At 41.0% G+C, this 20,572-nt stretch carries 19 protein-coding genes; 14 read left to right on the plus strand and 5 right to left on the minus strand.

The annotated features are described in order from the left end of the window. The first annotated feature begins 261 nt into the window (after window positions 1–261). The 8 genes from C5695_RS07205 (at window position 262) to lepB (ending at window position 8,558) form a co-directional block, all read left to right on the plus strand. Window positions 262–888, plus strand: coding sequence for a YknW family membrane protein (locus C5695_RS07205; protein ID WP_117730142.1), 627 nt, complete (start codon window positions 262–264; stop codon window positions 886–888). A gap of 9 nt (window positions 889–897) precedes the next feature. Continuing rightward, a complete protein-coding gene (locus tag C5695_RS07210) occupies window positions 898–2,004 on the plus strand; it encodes an efflux RND transporter periplasmic adaptor subunit (protein ID WP_117730143.1) in 1,107 nt (368 codons plus the stop codon). Next, a complete protein-coding gene (locus C5695_RS07215) occupies window positions 2,001–2,702 on the plus strand; it encodes an ABC transporter ATP-binding protein (RefSeq protein WP_117730144.1) in 702 nt (233 codons plus the stop codon). Before C5695_RS07210 ends, C5695_RS07215 begins: the two co-directional genes overlap by 4 nt. After that, on the plus strand, window positions 2,689–3,882 hold the full coding sequence (locus C5695_RS07220) for an ABC transporter permease (protein WP_117730145.1): 1,194 nt from the start codon (window positions 2,689–2,691) through the stop codon (window positions 3,880–3,882). The genes C5695_RS07215 and C5695_RS07220 overlap by 14 nt, the downstream gene beginning before the upstream one ends. A 322-nt stretch (window positions 3,883–4,204) precedes the next feature. Continuing rightward, complete coding sequence (locus C5695_RS07225; protein WP_117730146.1) at window positions 4,205–4,960, plus strand: DeoR/GlpR family DNA-binding transcription regulator; 756 nt, start codon at window positions 4,205–4,207, stop codon at window positions 4,958–4,960. Beyond that, a complete protein-coding gene (pfkB, locus tag C5695_RS07230) occupies window positions 4,957–5,868 on the plus strand; it encodes a 1-phosphofructokinase (RefSeq protein ID WP_117730147.1) in 912 nt (303 codons plus the stop codon). The genes C5695_RS07225 and pfkB overlap by 4 nt, the downstream gene beginning before the upstream one ends. Before the next feature lie 13 nt (window positions 5,869–5,881). Next, window positions 5,882–7,774 (plus strand): PTS fructose transporter subunit IIABC, encoded by a 1,893-nt coding sequence (locus tag C5695_RS07235; protein WP_117730148.1) that lies wholly within the window; start codon window positions 5,882–5,884, stop codon window positions 7,772–7,774. Window positions 7,775–7,985: 211 nt separating this feature from the next. Then, window positions 7,986–8,558 (plus strand): signal peptidase I, encoded by a 573-nt coding sequence (gene lepB, locus C5695_RS07240; protein ID WP_233230840.1) that lies wholly within the window; start codon window positions 7,986–7,988, stop codon window positions 8,556–8,558. 64 nt (window positions 8,559–8,622) lie between these two features. Here the strand turns inward: lepB and C5695_RS07245 are convergent, their stop codons facing one another. Beyond that, entirely contained in the window at window positions 8,623–8,898 is a 276-nt protein-coding gene (locus C5695_RS07245; protein WP_117730150.1) for a hypothetical protein, read from the minus strand. A gap of 143 nt (window positions 8,899–9,041) precedes the next feature. Between C5695_RS07245 and C5695_RS07250 the strand changes: the two genes are divergently transcribed. Then, window positions 9,042–10,661 (plus strand): ABC-F family ATP-binding cassette domain-containing protein, encoded by a 1,620-nt coding sequence (locus C5695_RS07250; RefSeq protein WP_117730151.1) that lies wholly within the window; start codon window positions 9,042–9,044, stop codon window positions 10,659–10,661. A 39-nt stretch (window positions 10,662–10,700) separates the two neighbouring features. Here the strand turns inward: C5695_RS07250 and C5695_RS07255 are convergent, their stop codons facing one another. The 3 genes from C5695_RS07255 to mreBH all read right to left on the minus strand — a co-directional run bounded on the left by C5695_RS07255 (window position 10,701) and on the right by mreBH (window position 13,254). Next, window positions 10,701–11,933 (minus strand): aminopeptidase, encoded by a 1,233-nt coding sequence (locus C5695_RS07255; RefSeq protein WP_117730152.1) that lies wholly within the window; start codon window positions 11,931–11,933, stop codon window positions 10,701–10,703. Window positions 11,934–12,040: 107 nt separating this feature from the next. Then, the gene (locus tag C5695_RS20460) at window positions 12,041–12,172 is read right to left on the minus strand and encodes a protein YkpC (protein ID WP_003210922.1); all 132 of its coding nucleotides are present in this window, start codon (window positions 12,170–12,172) and stop codon (window positions 12,041–12,043) included. A gap of 74 nt (window positions 12,173–12,246) precedes the next feature. Continuing rightward, window positions 12,247–13,254: a rod-share determining protein MreBH gene (mreBH, locus tag C5695_RS07260; RefSeq protein ID WP_117730153.1), complete on the minus strand. Its 1,008-nt coding sequence runs from the start codon at window positions 13,252–13,254 to the stop codon at window positions 12,247–12,249. 276 nt (window positions 13,255–13,530) lie between these two features. On the opposite strand from mreBH, the gene C5695_RS07265 reads away from it, so the two are divergent. From C5695_RS07265 to ade, 5 genes are all read left to right on the plus strand, one after another. Then, the gene (locus tag C5695_RS07265) at window positions 13,531–13,809 is read left to right on the plus strand and encodes a transcriptional regulator AbhA (protein WP_008345129.1); all 279 of its coding nucleotides are present in this window, start codon (window positions 13,531–13,533) and stop codon (window positions 13,807–13,809) included. Window positions 13,810–13,953: 144 nt separating this feature from the next. Next, window positions 13,954–15,264, plus strand: a complete 1,311-nt coding sequence (locus C5695_RS07270; protein ID WP_117730154.1) for an ATP-binding protein — start codon at window positions 13,954–13,956, stop codon at window positions 15,262–15,264. Window positions 15,265–15,266: 2 nt separating this feature from the next. Continuing rightward, window positions 15,267–16,103: a gamma-glutamylcyclotransferase family protein gene (locus C5695_RS07275; protein ID WP_117730155.1), complete on the plus strand. Its 837-nt coding sequence runs from the start codon at window positions 15,267–15,269 to the stop codon at window positions 16,101–16,103. Window positions 16,104–16,140: 37 nt separating this feature from the next. Next, entirely contained in the window at window positions 16,141–16,809 is a 669-nt protein-coding gene (locus C5695_RS07280) for a potassium channel family protein (protein WP_117730156.1), read from the plus strand. 263 nt (window positions 16,810–17,072) lie between these two features. Next, entirely contained in the window at window positions 17,073–18,803 is a 1,731-nt protein-coding gene (ade, locus tag C5695_RS07285) for an adenine deaminase (protein ID WP_117730157.1), read from the plus strand. A 99-nt stretch (window positions 18,804–18,902) separates the two neighbouring features. Here ade and rnjA read toward each other — a convergent pair whose 3' ends face one another. Beyond that, window positions 18,903–20,570 carry a ribonuclease J1 gene (gene rnjA, locus C5695_RS07290; RefSeq protein ID WP_117730158.1) on the minus strand — a complete coding sequence of 556 codons (1,668 nt, stop codon included), beginning with the start codon at window positions 20,568–20,570 and terminating at the stop codon, window positions 18,903–18,905. Window positions 20,571–20,572: the final 2 nt, after the last annotated feature.

Below are 20,572 nucleotides of genomic sequence, written 5' to 3' on the forward strand. Positions count from 1 at the left end.
TTCCGAAAGACATGGTTGTTTACTTGATAAAATGTTTTTAGGTCAGTAAAACCTCTATTTTTTGATATGAATATGGTCTGGTTATGGTGTCATTTGGAGGATGTCATGCGTGAAAATAGAATAATAGATAAATTTCTTCCTCAATGAAAATAAGAAAATCAAATCATCTATCACTTATTGGCAATCTTTTGATAAAATAGAAAGAACAAGAGAGAATATGTGCGTGTGCATAGTAGCACGACATAGAGAGGATGACATTTGGTGAAAGAAAACATGCAAAAGCCCACGATGATTGGAGTGAGTACGAGACCATCAGAGCACCTGAACAGTGTATGGGAAAACCCGGTTGTTTGGTGGCCTTTATCCTGTGTGCTGCTTTTGACAGTCATTGTGACTTATTTGTCGGAGCTGGTGAATGAAGGAATGTGGGCAGATCTAAGCTTGCCGGTACCGGTCGTTTATGTGGTGTCCCTGATTGGTTTGATCCTTGGGCTTCTGATCAATGCTGCTATATATAAGTTCATCGTATTTTTAGCAAAGGGTGATGCATCGTTTCAGCAGCTGTTTTCAGCGGTCCTCTTTATTACACCTGTTACGATCATTGGTACGATTATTTCACATTTGGCCATCATTTTATTCCATGTGCCAAAAAACATCACGATTACGTCCTTAAATGCACTGATTCAATCTTCTGGTCCATGGCACGCCGTGTTTGCCAATATCGATCTATTCGTGATCTGGAATCTTGTTTTAACAGGCTTTTTATTGATTAAAGTCGGTCATATATCACCAAAAATAGCTTGGACCATTATAGGAGTCTTTTATATCTTATCTATCATTTTTCAATATGTAGGAACCGCAATCAACATATCAGTAAGCTGGGGGTAGAATGTCTTTATGAGAAAGAAAATCATCATCGGGTCCATTTTTATTATTGTCATTGGTCTATTTATTGGCTTTAACATCGCAAAAAATCAAACAAAACCTGCTTCGATAGCATCGATTAAAACAGTAAAACCTACGCAAAAAGAAATCATATCGACAGTGATGACGCCAGGGACACTTTCATTTTCTGATGAGCAGTTTATTTACGCAGAAGAGGAAAAGGGAAACTTGAAGGGCATTTCTGTAAAAGAAGGAGAAAAGGTAAAGGCTGGAACGCCGCTTCTTACATATGAAAATAAGGAGCTGGAGCTTGAAGAGCAGCAGCAAGCACTTGCGGCTGAATCAAGTACGCTAAAACGCGAACAATTACAAAATAGACTGAATGAATTAGATGAAAAACAAGCAGACGACTCCGGCACCAATCCTAAAAATGAGCGAGACCAGCTTGAATTAGAGTTGAAAGCGGCTGAATTAGAACAAAAACAAGCAGAGATCAGTCAAGAAAAAGTAAAGGCACAAATAGAAGCTTTAACCGTACATAGTAAAATTGACGGTACAGTGATTTCCATTGAGCAAGAAGCTGGGGCAGGAAAGCCGGAAGAGAGACAGCCGATCATTCATATTGGCAACGAGAAAAAAATGATTGTGCGAGGTTTGATTTCTGAGTATGACGCCATAAAAGTGAAAAAGAAACAAAAAGTAAAGGTTACATCTGATGTGATTCGCGGAAAGAGCTGGCAGGGAATCGTGAAAAAAGTGGGCGCTGTACCTGCTCAAGCAGCATCCGAAACATCTGCGTCCGATCAAACGGTTCAATATCCTGTTGAAATCGAAATAAAAGGGAAAAAACCTGAAGCAAAACCTGGTTTTAAAATGATTATGGAAATTGAAACAGATAAGCGTCAAGCCGTAACAATTCCTGAATCCGCCGTGAAAAAAAAGGATGATGGACAATACGTTTATGTGGTCAAAAAGAATGTACTTAAAAAAGTAAAGGTGGTCATAGGGGAAACGTCAGGTAATGACCTTGAAGTAACAAAAGGTGTAACAGCAGAGGATCAAATCATTGCTCATCCATCAGATGACATGTATGACGGAATGGAAGTGAATGCTGAATGATTCAGCTTTCAAACGTGACAAAAAGCTATGAAGTCGCCCAAGAAACATTTGATGTATTAAGTGAGATCGATCTTATCATTAAAAAAGGTGAGTATATGTCCATTATGGGCCCGTCTGGCTCTGGGAAATCGACGTTAATGAATATCATTGGCTGTTTAGATCGTCCAACCACAGGACAATATCATTTTCAAGGAAGAGAACTGTCAACAGCAAAGGATCAAGAGCTCGCAGTGATTCGAAATCAATTCATTGGATTTGTCTTTCAACAATTTCACCTGTTGCCAAGACTAAATGCTAGGCGAAATGTTGAGCTTCCGATGATTTATGCTGGTGTCAGTCAAAAGGAAAGAAAAGAACGTGCGGAAATGGCACTTGAAAAGGTTGGATTGGCAGATCGAATGAAGCATATGCCAAGTGAGTTGTCGGGAGGGCAAAAGCAAAGGGTGGCAATTGCTCGTGCAATCGTCAATAAGCCTAAGCTTATCCTAGCAGATGAACCGACAGGCGCTCTTGACTCAAAAACAAGCTTCTCAATCATGGAACAGTTTACAAAACTGAATGAAGAAGGGACAACGATTGTGCTTGTCACCCATGAAGAAGAAATGGCTGCATATACAAATCGGACGGTCGTTGTAAGAGATGGACGGCTCGTTGAAGATAGATTGACACAAGGGGACGCTATGAATGAAACTCTTTGAAAATATCAAAATAGCGATGAATTCTGTTTTAGCTCATAAATTACGTTCTATTTTAACGATGCTTGGGATTATTATTGGTGTAGGGTCGGTCATTGCGGTCGTGGCTATCGGTCAAGGCGGTGAGCAAATGTTAAAAGGATCGATTTCTGGTCCGAACAATACCATTGATATGACATATACGCCTTCTGACGAAGAGTTAAATGCGAATCCAAATGCCCTATTCGACGCCACATTTACAGAGGAAGACATAAAAAGCATTGAGACAATGAACGGGGTGAAGCAAGTTGCCTCTTCGACTGCACAGGGAATGCAGCTGAGATTTCAAGATACGACAGTGGATGCAACAGTGAATGGTATAAATGAAGGGTATACGAATGTACATTCATTACAAATCGCAGAAGGACAGAATTTAAAAGATATTGACTTTAGGAGCGGTAGAAGAGCAGCTCTCATCTCAGAAGGTTTAGAAAAAGAATTATTTAATGGACAGAAGGCATTAGGTGAAATGATTTGGATGAACGGACAGCCTGTTGAAGTCGTCGGTGTTTTAGCAAAACAGAAAGGGATGTTTTCCTTCGATATGAACGAAATATATGTCCCGTTTGCTATGCTCACCTCTACATTTGGTATGAATGAATATGATAAGTTGTCTATTCAAGTCACACAGGCTGATCAAATGAAGGAAGTAGGAAAGAATGCAGCAGCATTATTAAATGATCATCATCATACAGAGGATGCTTATGAAATGATTAATATGGAAGAAATCGCAGAAGGCATCGGTCAAATCACGTCTGTTATGACAACAATCATTGGTTCTATAGCTGGCATTTCTTTACTTGTCGGCGGTATCGGTGTGATGAATATCATGCTCGTTTCTGTGACAGAGAGGACGAGGGAAATCGGTATTCGAAAGGCGATTGGAGCAACAAGGGCTCAAATACTCGTTCAGTTTTTAATTGAGTCTGTCGTTTTAACCCTGATCGGCGGATTGATGGGGATTGCACTTGGCTTAGGTGGTGCCTCACTAGTATCCCTATTTGCAGGCTGGCCGTCTCTAGTATCTTGGCAAGTTATCTTTGGAGGTGTGCTGTTTAGTATGCTGATTGGAATTGTTTTTGGATTAATTCCCGCGAACAAAGCAGCAAGACTAGATCCAATTGATTCTCTTCGATATGAATAATTTGGAGAAGAGCAAAAGCATACAAAGTCGTATGCTTTTGCTTATCATCCGCGATCAAAAGCTTTTATGCACAGCGCATAAAAGCTTTTTTTAGTTCCATTGAATGAAATGAAAAATGATAGAAATGCTAATATCATGACTTTCATCTTAATGTCACATATTTTTCAGTTTACAAATGGTACATATAAAGGTAAGATGACCATGGTGAAAGATTTTGATAGTTATTGAATGTATTTGATTGTTTTGTATTGATAATGTTGAAAAAAGCGATTACAATAAAGGTGCGCGCAAAATGAATACGTTTTCAAAAGGGGGTGTTTTCATGTTAACACCGGAAAGACATCAACTCATTATCGACTGCTTAGAAGAAAATGATGTCATCAAAATACAGGACTTAACGATTATGACGGATGCGTCAGAATCTACAATTAGAAGAGATCTATCAGCTCTCGAAGAAAAGGGATTTCTTAAAAGAGTCCATGGGGGAGCAGCCAAGATATCAAGTATCCGTCTTGAACCAGATGTATTTGAGAAATCTGCCAAAAACCTTCAAGAAAAGTCATTGGTTGCAGAGGCAGCTGCTTCACTTTTAAAACAAGGTGATTGTATTTATTTAGATGCTGGTACGACCACACAGCAAATGATTGAATTTATTGATCCAGATCAAGATATTGTTGTTGTGACAAACGGTGTGATGCACATTGAAGCACTCATGAGAAAAGGCATTTCTTTTTACCTGATAGGCGGATCAGTCAAACATCGAACAGGAGCCATGGTAGGCGCCGCAGCTTTGACAGCGATGGAAAATTACCGTTTTGACAAAAGCTTTGTCGGGACGAACGGCATTCATCCCGAGGTGGGGTTTACAACACCCGATCCAGAGGAAGCGCTCATGAAAAAAAGAGCCATGAAGCAGGCGAAAAAAACCTATATCTTATCAGACGCCTCAAAGTTTGGCGAAATATCGTTTTCAACCTTTGCTAGTTTACAGGAAGCCACCATTATCACAAACGACGCAAAAGAAGATTCATTCGATAATTACCATGAAAAAACGGTTATAAAGGTAGTGAAAACATGATTTATACAGTTACTTTAAACCCATCAGTTGATTACATCGTACACGTGGAGGATTTCGCAGTCGGCGGTTTGAATCGTTCAACCTATGACAAAAAATATCCAGGTGGAAAAGGGATCAATGTCTCAAGACTTTTAAAACGTCACGGTGTTGAATCTAAAGCGCTCGGATTCATTGGTGGATTTACAGGCAAATATATTCAAGACTTTTTACAAAACGAACAATTACAAACAGCCTTTCACGAGGTGTCAGAAGATACACGAATTAATGTAAAACTAAAAACAGGTGAAGAAACCGAAATCAACGGACTCGGTCCAACTATTACTGAAGTGCAATTTGAGTCGTTTCTATCTCAATTTACTTCATTGACTGAGGGAGATGTCGTTGTCTTAGCTGGTAGCATTCCTTCTTCATTGCCTCATAACACGTATGAACGTATTGCTGAAGTTTGCGAAAAGCAAGGTGTCAGAGTTGTACTTGATATTTCTGGGGAGGCATTAAAAAAAGCGGCAAGCATGAAACCGTTCTTAATGAAGCCAAACCATCATGAATTAGGTGAAATGTTTGAGACAACGATCTCTTCTGCAGAAGAAGCCGTTCCTTATGGGAAGAAGCTGTTAGATCAAGGTGCTGAACATGTCATCGTATCCATGGCTGGAGATGGCGCTCTTTTATTCAGTAAAGAAGGAATTTATCAGTCCAATGTTCCAAAGGGTACACTTGTTAATTCAGTTGGTGCAGGGGATTCAGTCGTTGCAGGATTTTTAGCTGGCGTTTCGAAAGGTCTTTCGATTGAAGAATCATTTAAGCTTGGCGTCACATCGGGCAGTGCTACAGCGTTTTCTGAGGAGCTTGGAACAAAAGAACTTGTCGACACACTATTACCACAAGTAAAAGTCACACGCATTTAAAGGAGGAGTCATCATGAAAATTACAGAACTACTCACGAAGCATACGATTAAGCTTCAATTAGACAGCCAGCAGAAAGAAGCAGTCATTGAAGAACTAGTCACGGTTTTAGATACAGCAGGCAAGCTAAATGATAAAGAAGGCTACAAAGCAGCAGTGATCAACCGTGAAAAACAGAGCTCTACTGGTATTGGTGAAGGAATTGCTATCCCTCACGCCAAAACAGCAAGCGTAAAAGAGCCTGCCATTGCATTTGGCCGCTCGACTTCTGGTGTAGATTATGAATCACTAGACGCGCAGCCGAGTCATCTTGTCTTTATGATTGCAGCGACTGAAGGCGCAAACAACACACACTTAGAAGCACTTTCTCGTTTATCAACACTTCTCATGCGTGAGGAAATTCGCAAGCAACTTCTTGAAGCAGCTAGTGAAGATGAAATCATCGATATCATCAATACGCATGACAAGGACGATGAAGAAGAAGAGGAAGTTCAAGAAGAGCCGGCTACATCAGGAAAACCAGCTAAAATTTTAGCAGTAACAGCTTGCCCAACAGGTATTGCCCATACATTCATGGCAGCAGATGCTTTGAAAGAAAAAGCAAAAGAAATGGGCGTTGACATTAAAGTTGAAACAAATGGCTCTGGCGGTATTAAACATGCCCTTACAGCAAAAGAAATCGAAGAAGCCCCAGCTATCATTGTAGCAGCGGACAAGCAAGTTGAAATGGAACGCTTTAAAGGCAAGCATGTCATTGAAGTACCTGTGACAGCTGGAATCCGCCGTCCTCAAGAATTAATTGAAAAAGCGGTCAATCAAGATGCGCCGATTTATAAAGGCTCTGGCGGCAGTTCTTCAAAAGAAGATAAAGAATCATCTGGCAAAGGGAGAAGTGGTTTCTACAAGCACTTAATGAGTGGCGTAAGTAACATGCTTCCATTTGTTGTCGGAGGCGGTATCCTTGTTGCGATTTCATTCTTCTGGGGAATTAACTCAGCAGATCCGAAAGACCCTTCATTTAATTCATTTGCAGCTGTATTAAAAGGAATTGGCGGAGATAATGCGCTTGCCTTAATCGTTGCTGTATTAGCCGGATTTATTGCGATGAGTATTGCTGATCGTCCAGGTTTTGCGCCAGGTATGGTCGGTGGATTTATGGCATCAGCAGCAGGGGCAGGATTCCTAGGTGGACTTATTGCAGGTTTCCTTGCTGGTTACATCGTTGTGTTACTTAAAAAAGTATTCACATTTGTACCGCAGTCACTTGACGGAATTAAACCGGTTCTGCTGTATCCATTGTTCGGTATTTTCTTCACAGGTATTATCATGCATTACATTGTCAATACACCAGTAAAAATGGTGATGGACGGATTAACACACTGGCTTGAATCATTAGGTACTGGAAACCTTGTCTTAATGGGAATTATTTTAGCAGGTATGATGGCGATTGATATGGGTGGACCGATTAACAAAGCGGCTTACACATTTGGTCTTGCGATGATTGCTGCTGGTAACTACGCACCGCATGCTGCGATCATGGCAGGCGGAATGGTACCACCACTAGGGATTGCGCTTGCAACAACAATCTTTAGAAATAAATTCTCAAAACGTGACCGAGAAGCAGGGATTACATGCTACTTTATGGGAGCTGCCTTCATCACTGAAGGGGCGATCCCGTTTGCAGCGGCTGATCCTCTGCGCGTGATTCCCTCTGCTGTCATTGGCGCAGCAGTGGCTGGCGGATTAACGGAGTTCTTTAGAGTCACGCTTCCTGCACCACACGGCGGACTATTCGTTTTCTGGGTAACAAATCATCCAGTGCTTTATATCATCAGCATCTTAATCGGTGCCGTAGTAACAGCGATTTTACTTGGTATTTTGAAAAAACCAGTGAAACTAGAAGCGTAATTCAAAAGAGGAGCATCGTAAAAAGCGGTGCTTCTTTTTGTTTAATGATGAACAAATTAGGAAAAAATATCTAAATGAATGGTTGTCTTGTGAATTTTTATTTGACATGTGATAAAGTAAAGTTATTCAATTCGCGTTTCAAGTCTTTTAGCAGAAAGTCTTAGGAGGAAGCAGTATTTTGAACGAAGAAAACAAACAAAACGAAAATGATATTCAATCTGATGCAAAGCAAGCCAAAACAGAGAAGAAAAGTTCACTGTTTGAATGGATCAAAGCCATTTTAATTGCACTTGCGCTCGTCTTGCTCATCCGTACGTTTATATTTGAACCGTATGTGGTGGAAGGAGAGTCAATGGAACCAACTCTACATGACGGTGAGAAGCTGTTTGTCAACAAAACCATTAACTATCTCGGTGGTGTCAAACGAGGTGACATCGTGATTATTAATGGAAAAGACGGCCAGAAAATTCATTATGTAAAACGATTGATTGGCCTTCCAGGAGATACGATTGAAATGAAGGATGACACGCTTTACATCAATGGTAAAAAAGTAGATGAACCTTATTTAAAAGAGAACAAGGCGCATGCAAAAGAGTATGAAGTGCATTTGACAGGGGATTTTGGTCCAGTGAAAGTACCGAAAAACGATTACTTTGTCATGGGGGACAACAGACTGAATTCCATGGACAGCAGAAATGGGCTTGGACTCATTGAAAAGGATCGGATCGTCGGGACATCAGAATTTGTTTTCTTCCCATTTGGTGACATTCGGCAAACAAAATAAAAGCACCTTTCTCAAGGCGTGAGAAAAGTGCTTGGATGGACGGCCCTTAAAAGAAGGGTCGTTTTTAATTTGGTGTGAGCATCGTAACAATGATCACAATGGCCAGCACAGAAACGAAGACAGACCCAGTAATGGCTAAAACAGATCGAAACAATCCGATCTTTTGATTTTCTTTCCCCCGCTTTTGTAAAAAGCGTTTGGAAAAGATGTGGACCAGTGTGTAAATCAACACAAGCCCAATATAAAGGCCAAAGTCTCTCGCGTTAAAGCCTGTTGCAGACAAGTAAATACCCATAAAGAAAATTAATAAACAGTATTCCATGAGTGTCAATAATCTCAAATCGCACGAACTCCTTCAACAAATCATTCCTACTTATTATACCATAATGGACAAATTGCCTTCGTTCTAAGCGAGAGACGTTTCTATCAAACGTTATTCATGTTATACTTCATATTGATGAATGAGTGATGGAGGATTAATAAATGATTGCAGTAAATAATGTTAGTTTGCGTTTTGCGGATCGTAAACTATTTGAAGAAGTAAATATTAAATTCACTCCTGGCAACTGCTACGGATTAATTGGTGCCAATGGAGCTGGTAAATCAACGTTTCTAAAGATTCTTTCAGGAGAAATTGAAGCTCAGACGGGTGATGTTCATATGAGCCCTGGTGAGCGTTTAGCGATTTTAAAACAGAACCACTTTGAATACGAAGAGTTTGAAGTGTTAAAAGTCGTCATCATGGGTCATAAACGTCTATATGATGTGATGCAGGAGAAAGATGCGATCTATATGAAACCTGATTTCTCAGATGAAGACGGGATTCGTGCAGCAGAGCTTGAAGGTGAGTTCGCTGAGTTAAACGGCTGGGAAGCTGAAAGTGAAGCAGCGATTTTATTAAAAGGTCTTGGTATTCCAGAGAGCCTTCAATCGAAAAAAATGTCTGAGCTTGGTGGTTCTGAAAAGGTAAAAGTACTACTAGCTCAAGCTTTATTTGGTAAGCCTGACGTTCTTCTTCTTGATGAGCCAACCAACCACTTGGACTTACAGGCTATCCAGTGGCTGGAAGAGTTCCTCATTAATTTTGAAAATACCGTCATTGTCGTTTCGCATGACCGTCACTTCTTAAACAAAGTGTGTACACATATTGCGGACCTTGATTTCGGAAAAATTCAAGTATATGTCGGTAACTATGATTTCTGGTATGAGTCCAGCCAGCTAGCGCTGAAACTCAGCCAAGATGCAAATAAGAAAAAAGAAGAGCAAATTAAGCAGCTTCAAGAGTTCGTTGCCCGTTTTAGTGCGAATGCGTCTAAATCAAAGCAAGCGACCTCAAGAAAGAAATTGCTTGATAAAATCTCTTTAGATGACATTAAGCCGTCTTCACGTAAATATCCGTATGTTCATTTTTCGCCAGAGCGCGAAATCGGAAATGACGTCCTGCAAGTAGAAGGTCTATCGAAAACAATTGACGGTGTGAAGGTCCTTGATAACGTCAGCTTTATCATGAATCGCGAAGATAAAATTGCGTTCTTAAGCCGTAATGAGCTTGCTGTGTCCACTTTATTTAAAATCCTTGCTGGAGAGATGGAGCCAGACAGTGGTACGTTTAAATGGGGCGTCACAACATCTCAAGCCTTTTTCCCGAAAGACAATAGTGAATACTTTGAAGGAAATGATGTCGATCTAGTGGATTGGCTTCGTCAATATTCTCCTAATGATCAAAGCGAAAGCTTCTTACGCGGGTTCTTAGGACGTATGCTTTTCTCTGGGGAAGAAGTAAAGAAAAAAGCAAGCGTCTTATCAGGAGGAGAAAAGGTTCGCTGTATGTTATCGAAAATGATGCTGTCAGGAGCGAATGTTTTGCTACTGGATGAGCCGACGAACCACTTAGACTTAGAATCCATTACAGCACTGAATAACGGTTTAATGAGCTTTAAAGGAGCAATGCTCTTCTCATCTCATGACCATCAGTTTGTTGAAACAGTGGCAAACCGTATCATCGAAGTGACGCCAAATGGCATCGTTGATAAACAAACAACATATGATGAGTTCTTATCAGACCAAGAGATTCGAAAGAGACTCGATGAGCTTTATGCGTAAATAAGAAAAGACATCCAAAAGTGGATGTCTTTTTTTTGATTAAATTGCCCAGTTTCCATTTCGGAAGATCGGTTCGCGTTTTCCGTCTTTTGTAATGCCGTCAATATTCATTTCCTTTGAACCAATCATGAAATCGACGTGTGTAATACTGTTGTTTACACCAGCTGCATCCAATTCTTCACGATTCATCTCTTTACCGCCTTCGATATTGAACGCATATCCGCTGCCGATGGCAAGGTGATTCGATGCGTTTTCATCATAAAGGGTATTGTAATAGAGAATATTCGAGTTTGAGATTGGTGAATCATCTGGTACGAGAGCAACTTCACCTAGATAATGAGAGCCTTCATCTGTTTCAACGAGCGAAGTTAAAATGTTTTCGCCTTCCTTCGCTTTCACATCGATAATTCGGCCATTTTCAAATGTTAAAGTAAACTCATCAATGATATTTCCTGCATAGCTGAGCGGTTTTGTGCTTGAGACAGTCCCATTTACACCATCTTTTTTCGGTACGGTAAATACTTCTTCTGTTGGCATGTTGGCCATGAAAGAGACGCCGCGCTCACTCACGCTGCCGGCACCTACCCAAATGTGCTGCTTAGGGAGCTCAATCGTTAAATCAGTACCAGGAGCATCATAATGAAGTTTATGGTAATGGCGTTCATTTAGTATTTTAACCTTTTCATTTAATGACTCATCGTGCTTTTTCCAAGCGTCAACAGGATCAGCTTGATCAGCGCGTGCGACTTTAAAAATTTGATCCCATAATAAAGCGACAGCTTCATCGTCTGTATGGTCAGGGAAAATCTTTTTCGCCCATTCTTTTGATGCAGCGCCTACGACCGTCCAAGCAACTTTGTCAGATTGAACGAATTGGCGATATGTATGAAGGGCTGATCCAGCGGCTTTTTGCTGTGCAGCGATTTTTTTCGAGTCAATGCCTCTCAGAAGATCAGGGCTTTCTGACAAGATCGTAATAAAAGCGCCGCCACGTTTTGCGATCGTTTCCATCATCTGAGCTTCCCATTCTGGGAATTGCTCAAATACCTCCTGCGGTGCATGTTCATATTTTAAACGGGCAAGAACACCATCACTCCAGCGGATATGTACGTTTTTCGCCCCGCGCTCATACGCATGTTTCGCTACCAGACGAACAAGGTCTGCGGATTCAGTAGATGCTGATACGACGATTTCCTGTTCTTTTTGAACATTCACACCGACTTCAACGATGGTCTTAGCATATTGATCTAGCTGTTTTTCAAATGAACTCATAAAAAACCCTCCTTTAGTCATGTTCATCATATCAGATTTAAGACCGAAAAGGAAAATGGGGAGCACGTTTCAAGCCAAAATAAAAAAGCCGCTTTCGTGCGGCTTTTTTAGCGGTTCAGTTGTTTCACAGGCTGTGCATTAGAAGGGGGCATATGTGAAAACGACAGGCTCATTCCTCCTAAAATAATACCCGTTAAAATGACTGTGACAACGACCCGTTTACCTAAATCAAGCAACATGTTCTTCCTCCTTCACGTTTATCCATTTCTCACGATATGATCGAAATGATAAAAAAAGAAGTAGAACAAGAAGATTATTTTAAAGTTTTTTGTAATTTATGAATGACTTCTAATGAACGACCTGTTCCGATTGCGACAGATTCAAGGGGATTTGCTGCAATATGAACTGGAACGACAATCTCCTGTGAGAGCCATTCTTGAATCCCATTTAACAGAGCGCCGCCGCCAGTTAAGATGACGCCGCGGTCTACAATGTCACCACTAAGCTCTGGAGGGCTGTCCTCTAATGTGGCACGGATGGCCTCTAAAATATGAAGGAGTGATTCTCGCATGGCACCTTGAATTTCATGAGATTCAAGTGTAATCGTTTTTGGAAGACCTGTCACAAGATCACGGCCACGCACTTCTAAGGACTCTGGCTCATGCTTGATGAGTCCATATCCGATTTCCATTTTAACCTGCTCGGCTGTCCGTTCGCCGATTAATAGATTATATTTCTTTCTGACAAACGTAATGATATCCTCATCCAGTTGATCTCCGCCAATTCGAATGGAATGACAAGACACAACGCCGCCAAACGAAATGATGGCCACTTCTGTTGTTCCTCCGCCAATATCAACCACGACGTTTGCAACAGGCTCGTCTACCGGAAGATCAGCACCAATTGCAGCTGCAACGGGTTCTTCAATTAAATGCACGTGCTTCGCTCCGCAATTTTTTACAGCATCGCTAATTGCACGGCGCTCAACAGCTGTTGAACCAGAAGGAGTACATACTACGACCGTTGGTTTTCTGAAGGTAAACCCGATATTCTTTCCTGCTTTTTTCATGATTTGTTTAAGTAAATCTGTCGTCATATCATAATCAGCGATGACACCGTCTTTCATCGGACGGATCGCCACAATTTTCCCAGGTGTTTTCCCGATCATTTCTTTTGCTTCTGATCCGACTGCAAGTACAGTTTTTGTTTCTGTATCGACTGCGACGACGGACGGTTCATTTAAAATGATTCCCTTATTTTTACTATAAACCAATATGTTAGCTGTTCCTAAATCAATTCCAATTTCGGCATTTTGAAACATGTTTTCACCCAATCTCTATTTTTGCTGTTTTAAACAATTTTACATTTAAAAGTTCAGAGGGTTGATGCCATTTGTGGGGGTTTGTGAATACCTTGAAATGAACTTGTAAAATTCAAGTCTCATTTTGACAATCACAATAAATTTTCCCTTTGTTTTTCCGTTTATGAAAAAAATTTTTAACTGAGAGAAACCTTTTGAGAATCTCTTACGTCTACGATATATCAATTGGTGAAAAACAGATTGATCTTGAGCTAATGAAAGAAAGAGGGAACGAAATTGAAATCTATCGGAGTTGTAAGAAAAGTAGATGAACTAGGGCGTATTGTGATGCCGATCGAATTAAGAAGAGCACTTGATATTGCGATTAAAGACAGTATGGAATTTTTTATAGATGGAGAGAAAATCGTCTTGAAAAAATATCAGCCAGAGGGTGTTTGTCTCATGACTGGTGAGATTACATCAGAGAACCATGAATATGGAAATGGTCAAATTACATTAAGCGCTGAAGGCGCAGAACTACTGTTAAAAGAACTGCAAGAAGCTCTTCAGCAGTAAGTAAAAATAGCCTGATCTCTTCCTTTGTGCTGAGACAGGCTATTTTTTTCTGAAAAAGTTCCTTAAAAATGCCCCATCTCCCTCAAAAAATAAGTGGAAAATGGTACAATTGACAAAGAATCTCAGGGCGGCAGGTGGAATCATTTGAACAAAACATATCAAGTGCGGATCGTGTTATCTGTTCTTGCATTTATTTTAATCTTAAGCTGGGATTTCTTTTATTATCTAAGCGGCTATCAAATTAATTGGCCGCTCGATCTAGCCTTTACAGTTTTGGTTTTAGCAGGTATATGGGTCATCTCTGGCTATGTGGACCGCTTAAACCTACTTGTGTCAGATTTAAATAAGAGAGAAAAAGAAGCGCACGAACTGACAGAGCGGCTGAATCGAATAACAGATAACTTGCAAGAAATCGTCTTCGAAACAAACGAGAAAGGTCAAATCATTTTCTTAAATCAAGCGTGGAAACAAATGACCGGCTATGATATAGAAGAATGTCTTGGCACTATGTACAATCAGTACTTTGATCAAGAGGAGCACGTGGTCCAGCATTTATTATCTGTGGTCAAAGAGCATAAGGATGCGGGGCGGGTTGAACTGCGGCTTCTCCATAAAGAGGGGAAGAAGGTATGGGGTGACGTTCATTATAAGCTCTATTTTAATGAGCAGAACCAGTTTACTGGAGGGATTGGAACGGTTGCTGATATTACGAAACAAAAGGAGGCAAAGCTTGAGCTTGAAAGGTCCAACCAGCAATTGCAAATGCAGGCGCAAAAGCTGGCTGTTGCAGGTCAAATAGCCGCTGGAATCGCCCATGAAGTCAGAAATCCCCTGACATCCGTAAACGGTTTTTTGCAGCTGATGAAGACACAATATCCTGAAAGAACCGATTATTTTGACATTATCTTTTCCGAAATTAAACGGATTGATTTTGTTTTAAGTGAGCTGCTTGTGCTGGCTAAGCCTCAATCGGTCCATTTTCAAGAAGTCCAGCTTCATGAGCTCCTAGAACAAGTGATTACCTTATTAAAAACAAATGCAGTACTTTCAAATATTGATCTCAAACAGCCATTTAAAAAGCAGGATGCCGGTGCTGTTTTAGCGGATGCTAACCAAATGAAGCAGCTGTTCATTAATCTAATTAAAAATGCCATTGAGGCAATGCCTGAAGGCGGCAGCATATACATATCTACAGAAAAAATATTGAATGAATGGAAGATTACCATTCAAGATGAAGGGAAAGGGATGTCTGAAGAGGATATTCAAAAAATATATGATCCTTTCTTCTCCACGAAAAAAGAAGGGACTGGGCTTGGTCTGACCATCTGTGCGACGATTTTAAAAGACCATCATGGAAGAATGGACGTATCTAGTGAACTAGGAAAAGGCACAGCTTTTCATATTTATTTGCCTGTCTGTCAAAAAAACAGACAGCGGCAAGTTGAGAGGACGTGATCATGACGATGAAGGCTTTATTTGTATATGGGACGCTCTTGCGGCATGAAGAGCACCACGAGGCGTATATGAAGGAGAGCAGGCTATTAGCAAAATCTGCTTGGGTGAATGGAAAGGTCTACGATACAAATCACGGATACCCTGCGTGCGTTCCCGCTGAAACAGGCACCGTATATGGAGAATTGTACGAGGTGACAGATGACACGTTGAATAAGATTGACGTACTAGAGGGAGGGTATGACAAGCAGGAAATCAATGTCATGACTGATCAAGGTCAGATGACAGCCGTGACATACACTGTGCCAAAGCAGAAGGCATCAACACTAAAAGAAATAGAAAGCGGCTGCTGGAAAGCATATAAAATGTGGCAGCAGAAGCCGTCATCCTTCTATTACTTTGCTTATGGCTCCTGTATGGATGATGCTAGATTTAAGCTGGCTGAAGTCGATCATCACTTCAAACAAATCATCGGCGGTGGTGTCCTGAACGGTTTTACCACGAGGTTTACATTGGTGAGGCCTGATGGATCAAGGGCTGATATGGTAGAAGACGGCGGAGAAACAGAGGGGGTTTTATATAAGGTTCCTTTTGATGCTATTCATTATTTATACAAACGAGAAGGCGTATATGAGGGGACATATCGTCCAGCGTTTGTCGATGTCAATATAGGTGATCAAATCTATGAGGACTGTTTAACCTTTCTTGTGCTTCAAAAGAGCGAAGAAATCGCTCCACCAGCTCATTATCGCAGTGAAATTGAAAAAGGTGCAGACCTCTATTTAAGTGAAGTGTTCCGCAAAAAAATTCGTTCGCATATGGATTCATTAATGAAACCGTAGTAAAATGCAAGATAAGTGAAATAAAAGGAGTCTGAACATGAAAAAGGAATATGCAGTCATTGGTCTTGGACGTTTTGGTGGAAGTATTTGCAAGGCGCTGAGCGAAGAAGGACTTGAAGTCATGGCAATGGACATGAATGAAGATCGAGTGAACGAATACGCAAAAATTGCCTCACACGCGGTCATTGGCGATTCGACGGACGAGTCTGTTTTAAAAAATCTCGGGATTCGCAATTTTGATCATGTCATCGTTGCGATTGGGGAAAACATTCAGGCTAGTATTTTAACAACGATTATGCTGAAAGAGCTTGGCGTGAAAATGGTCACCGTAAAAGCGCAAAATGACTACCATGAAAAGGTGCTAAATAAAATTGGAGCGGATCGCATTGTTCATCCAGAGCGAGATATGGGTAGGCGGATTGCACATAAAATCATTTCTAACAATGTACTCGATTATTTAGAGCTGTCTGATGAGTATAGTCTGATTGAGATTGTGGCAAACAGCAGGCTTGCGGGTCATTCTCTGTTAGATCTTGATATTCGAGCAAGATATGGCATCAACATTGTGGCGATTAAGCGAGGAAAAGAAGTCATCGTTTCTCCGCTGGCAGATGAAATGATTCAAAAAGAAGATGTCCTCATTGTCATTGGGTCAGTAGCGGATATAGGACGCTTTGAAAAACGAGAAATGCAGAATGATGATTAAACACTCCGAGGACGGGGTGTTTTTTTATATGACTTGTGTACATTTCAGGTGGACAGTGAAGAGGAAGAAGAAACGGAAAAGACTTGTTTTCCTATTGAATAAAAGCAAATATGCATCGCTTTATTTTTCGTGCAATTATCACTATTCAGAAATAAAAATCAGCCTTTTAATATGGTTGATTTTCTCTAAATGTCATTGACTGGGCAAACAGATTCGTTTACGATAAGAAACATTATATTGTTTACTTGGAGGAGGCAGTGTCGTTGGATAAGGAGCTTTTCAGACATCAAATTGAGGTAGCTGCAAAGAGAAAAAAAGCAGCACTCGTGATTAAACATGCGAAAGTTATGGACGTGTTTAACCAGGAATGGATAGACACTGATGTCGCTGTTGAAAATGGACAAATCGTTGGGATAGGAGAGTACGAGGGAGAACAAGAGCTAGATGCAGCAGGACAAATGCTTGTACCTGGTTTTATTGATGGCCACGTTCATATCGAGTCCTCTATGGTCACCCCTGCTGAATTCTCCAAAGCTGTCGTTCCTCATGGTGTGACAACGGTCGTCACAGACCCGCATGAAATTGCCAATGTGTCAGGTATAACAGGCATCCGTTTTATGCTGGAAGAAGCGAGAAAAGCTGCTTTGAATATTTATTTCATGCTGCCATCCTGTGTGCCGGCAGTCAGTTTTGAACGATCAGGTGCTACATTAAAGGCGAAAGATTTAAAGCCCCTATATCAAGAGAAGGAAGTTCTTGGTCTTGCCGAGGTAATGGACTATGTCGGGGTGGAGCAGGCAGAAGAAGATATGCTTCAAAAGCTCCTTGATGCTCAAAACGAGAAAAAATTGATTGATGGCCATCTAGCAGGCTTAACGGATCGATTAATAAACGTTTACCGGACAGCGAATGTCCAAACAGATCATGAGGTGACAACAGCAGAGGAAGCCCTTGAACGTGTGAAAAGGGGCATGTATGTCATGCTGAGAGAAGGATCTGTTGCTAAAAACGTGAAAAACGTTTTACCAGCTGTCAATGAGAAGAATGCGAGACGCTTCTTCTTTTGTACAGATGATAAACATTTAGATGATTTAATGGCTCAGGGAAGTATTGATGAGCAAGTACGAATGTCCATAAAAGAAGGATTAGACCCATTTTTAGCCTATCAAATGGGGAGCTTAAACGCTGCAGAGTGTTTTGGTCTTAAAACAAAGGGAGCCATTGCACCAGGTTTTGATGCTGATTTTATGCTCGTCTCTGACCTTCATGAAGTTGACATCACAAGCGTATTTATTGCAGGAGAATTGGTTGCCGAGCGCGGTGAGTATCAGCCGAGTGTCGAAAAAATTGAACCAAATCCAGCATTATTACAATCGGTACATGCAATGGACGTTCAAGAGCAAGATCTTGCATTGCCTATGATGGACCATCAAAAAATGAATGTAATTCGTATTATTCCGAATCAGCTTGAAACAAAATTAGAACAAGTCTCTCCTTCAGTAACGAACGGACAATTCACTAGTGATACAGACAGAGATGTATTAAAAATGGTGCTTGTCGAACGCCATCAAGGTTTATCAGAGCTTGGGGTAGGGATCGTCAGCGGTTTCGGTTTAGAAGAGGGCGCGATTGCAACAACGGTTGCGCATGATTCACATAACTTAATTGCGGTTGGCACAAATGATGCCGATATTCTTAAGGCCATTGATGTGCTAAAAGAAGCAGGCGGCGGTTTGACGGTTGTCAAAGAAGGCCAGTCACTTCATACGCTGCCATTACCGATCGCCGGTTTATTATCTGATCAGCCTGCACATCTCGTCAATGAGAGCCTTCATGAACTCCATGAAGCATTGAAAAAAACAGGTTTTGCGTTAGACTTTAACCCATTTTTGACGCTGTCCTTTTTGGCTCTCCCAGTCATTCCTGATGTAAAAATGACGACAAAGGGATTGTTTGATGTCAGAAGCTTTCAGCACCTTCCGATTCAATCATAAAAGTATGAGGTGCCGCATGTATACTTTGTATATGTGCGGTTTTTTGATGATCGCCGAAAAAAAGAGACATAGCCAATTGGCTCATGTCTCTTTTTGTGGTTACACTTCCATAATAATCGGTAAGATCATTGGACGGCGTCTTGTTTTTTCATAAAGGAAAGGTGCAAGTGTGTCAGTGATTTCGTTCTTAATTTCTGACCACTGAGTCGTCTTGCGTTCCATGACTTTTTCAAGATGCTTTGAAATCAAGTCTTGTGCGTCGTTGATGAGGTCTCCAGATTCTCTCATGTAGACAAAGCCTCTTGAGATGAGATCAGGACCAGCAGAGATTTTGAATTCTTTCATGTCCATGCTGACGACCACAATGACAAGGCCTTCTTCTGAAAGAATGCGGCGGTCTCTTAAGACGATATTCCCGATATCGCCAATTCCGCTTCCGTCGATATACACGTTACCCGATGGAATTTTGCCAGCAACACTAGCTTCGTCACCTTTCAGCGCAAGAACTTCACCGTTATCCATGATGAAGCAGTTTTCCTCAGGAATGCCGCAATCATTCGCAAGTTTGATATGCGTTTTTTGCATGCGGTATTCACCGTGAATCGGCATGAAGAATTTCGGTTTGATTAAACGGAGCATCAGTTTTTGCTCTTCTTGTCCACCGTGACCAGATGTATGAATATTATTGAGTGAGCCATGAATGACCTCAGCACCAGCACGGTAAAGCTGGTTAATGGTACGGCTTACGCTAATATTGTTACCCGGAATCGGTGAAGATGAGAAGACAACAGTGTCTCCAGGGTTAATCGAAATTTGGCGGTGAGTACCGTTTGCAATACGTGAAAGAGCAGCCATCGGTTCACCTTGGCTTCCAGTACAAAGGATGGTCACTTTGTTTGCCGGGAGACGGTTGATTTCATTGTGTTCAATGAACGTATTTTTTGGGCATTTAATATAGCCAAGTTCTTGTCCAATATCAATGGCAGACTCCATACTGCGTCCAAACACAGCCACTTTCCGGCCATTGGCTACAGCAGACTCAATGACTTGCTGAAGTCTGTGGATGTTTGAAGCAAATGTAGCAAAGATGATACGTCCGTCTACTTTTCTAAAGATGTCATCAATGCTTTCGCCTACGCGTCGTTCAGACATCGTAAATTCTGGAATTTCACTGTTTGTACTGTCAGATAGAAGACAAAGAACGCCTTCTTTCCCGATTTCAGCCATTTTTGTTAAGTTGGCAGGTTCGCCAACAGGCGTAAAGTCAAACTTGAAATCACCTGTATGTACGATGTTACCAGGAGGTGTCTTAACGACAATTCCATAAGAATCTGGAATGCTGTGTGTTGTTCTAAAGAAGGACACAGCTGTTTTTCTAAATTTAATGGTATCTTCCTCTTCAAAGATGTGAAGTTGTGTTTGTCTCAAGAGTCCGTGTTCTTCCAATTTGTTACGAAGTAGGCCGATTGCGAGTTTGCCTCCGTAAACTGGAATATTCACTTGCTTGAGAAGGTAAGGAATACCGCCGATGTGGTCTTCATGTCCGTGAGTGATGAAAAGACCTTTGATTTTATCTTCGTTTTTAACTAAGTACGTATAGTCAGGGATGACGTAGTCAATTCCAAGAAGCTCATCTTCAGGGAACTTAATACCAGCATCAATTAAAATGATTTCATCTTGAAATTGAACGCCATACGTGTTTTTACCGATCTCGCCTAAACCGCCGAGCGCAAAAACTGCCGCCTGATCGTTTTTAACAAATTTCATTC

The organism is Bacillus pumilus (assembly GCF_003431975.1).
Taxonomy (GTDB): Bacteria; Bacillota; Bacilli; order Bacillales; family Bacillaceae; genus Bacillus; species Bacillus pumilus_N.

Excerpts from the sequence above, each read along its gene's own strand:
- C5695_RS07210 (WP_117730143.1), top strand. The coding sequence starts at position 898 with ATGAGAAAGAAAATCATCATCGGGTCCATTTTTATTATTGTCATTGGT.
- C5695_RS07215 (WP_117730144.1), top strand. The coding sequence starts at position 2,001 with ATGATTCAGCTTTCAAACGTGACAAAAAGCTATGAAGTCGCCCAAGAA.
- C5695_RS07220 (WP_117730145.1), top strand. The coding sequence starts at position 2,689 with ATGAAACTCTTTGAAAATATCAAAATAGCGATGAATTCTGTTTTAGCT.
- C5695_RS07225 (WP_117730146.1), top strand. The coding sequence starts at position 4,205 with ATGTTAACACCGGAAAGACATCAACTCATTATCGACTGCTTAGAAGAA.
- pfkB (WP_117730147.1), top strand. The coding sequence starts at position 4,957 with ATGATTTATACAGTTACTTTAAACCCATCAGTTGATTACATCGTACAC.
- C5695_RS07235 (WP_117730148.1), top strand. The coding sequence starts at position 5,882 with ATGAAAATTACAGAACTACTCACGAAGCATACGATTAAGCTTCAATTA.
- C5695_RS07250 (WP_117730151.1), top strand. The coding sequence starts at position 9,042 with ATGATTGCAGTAAATAATGTTAGTTTGCGTTTTGCGGATCGTAAACTA.
- C5695_RS07255 (WP_117730152.1), bottom strand. The coding sequence starts at position 11,933 with ATGAGTTCATTTGAAAAACAGCTAGATCAATATGCTAAGACCATCGTT.
- C5695_RS20460 (WP_003210922.1), bottom strand. The coding sequence starts at position 12,172 with ATGTTGCTTGATTTAGGTAAACGGGTCGTTGTCACAGTCATTTTAACG.
- mreBH (WP_117730153.1), bottom strand. The coding sequence starts at position 13,254 with ATGTTTCAAAATGCCGAAATTGGAATTGATTTAGGAACAGCTAACATA.
- C5695_RS07275 (WP_117730155.1), top strand. The coding sequence starts at position 15,267 with ATGACGATGAAGGCTTTATTTGTATATGGGACGCTCTTGCGGCATGAA.
- C5695_RS07280 (WP_117730156.1), top strand. The coding sequence starts at position 16,141 with ATGAAAAAGGAATATGCAGTCATTGGTCTTGGACGTTTTGGTGGAAGT.
- rnjA (WP_117730158.1), bottom strand. The coding sequence starts at position 20,570 with ATGAAATTTGTTAAAAACGATCAGGCGGCAGTTTTTGCGCTCGGCGGT.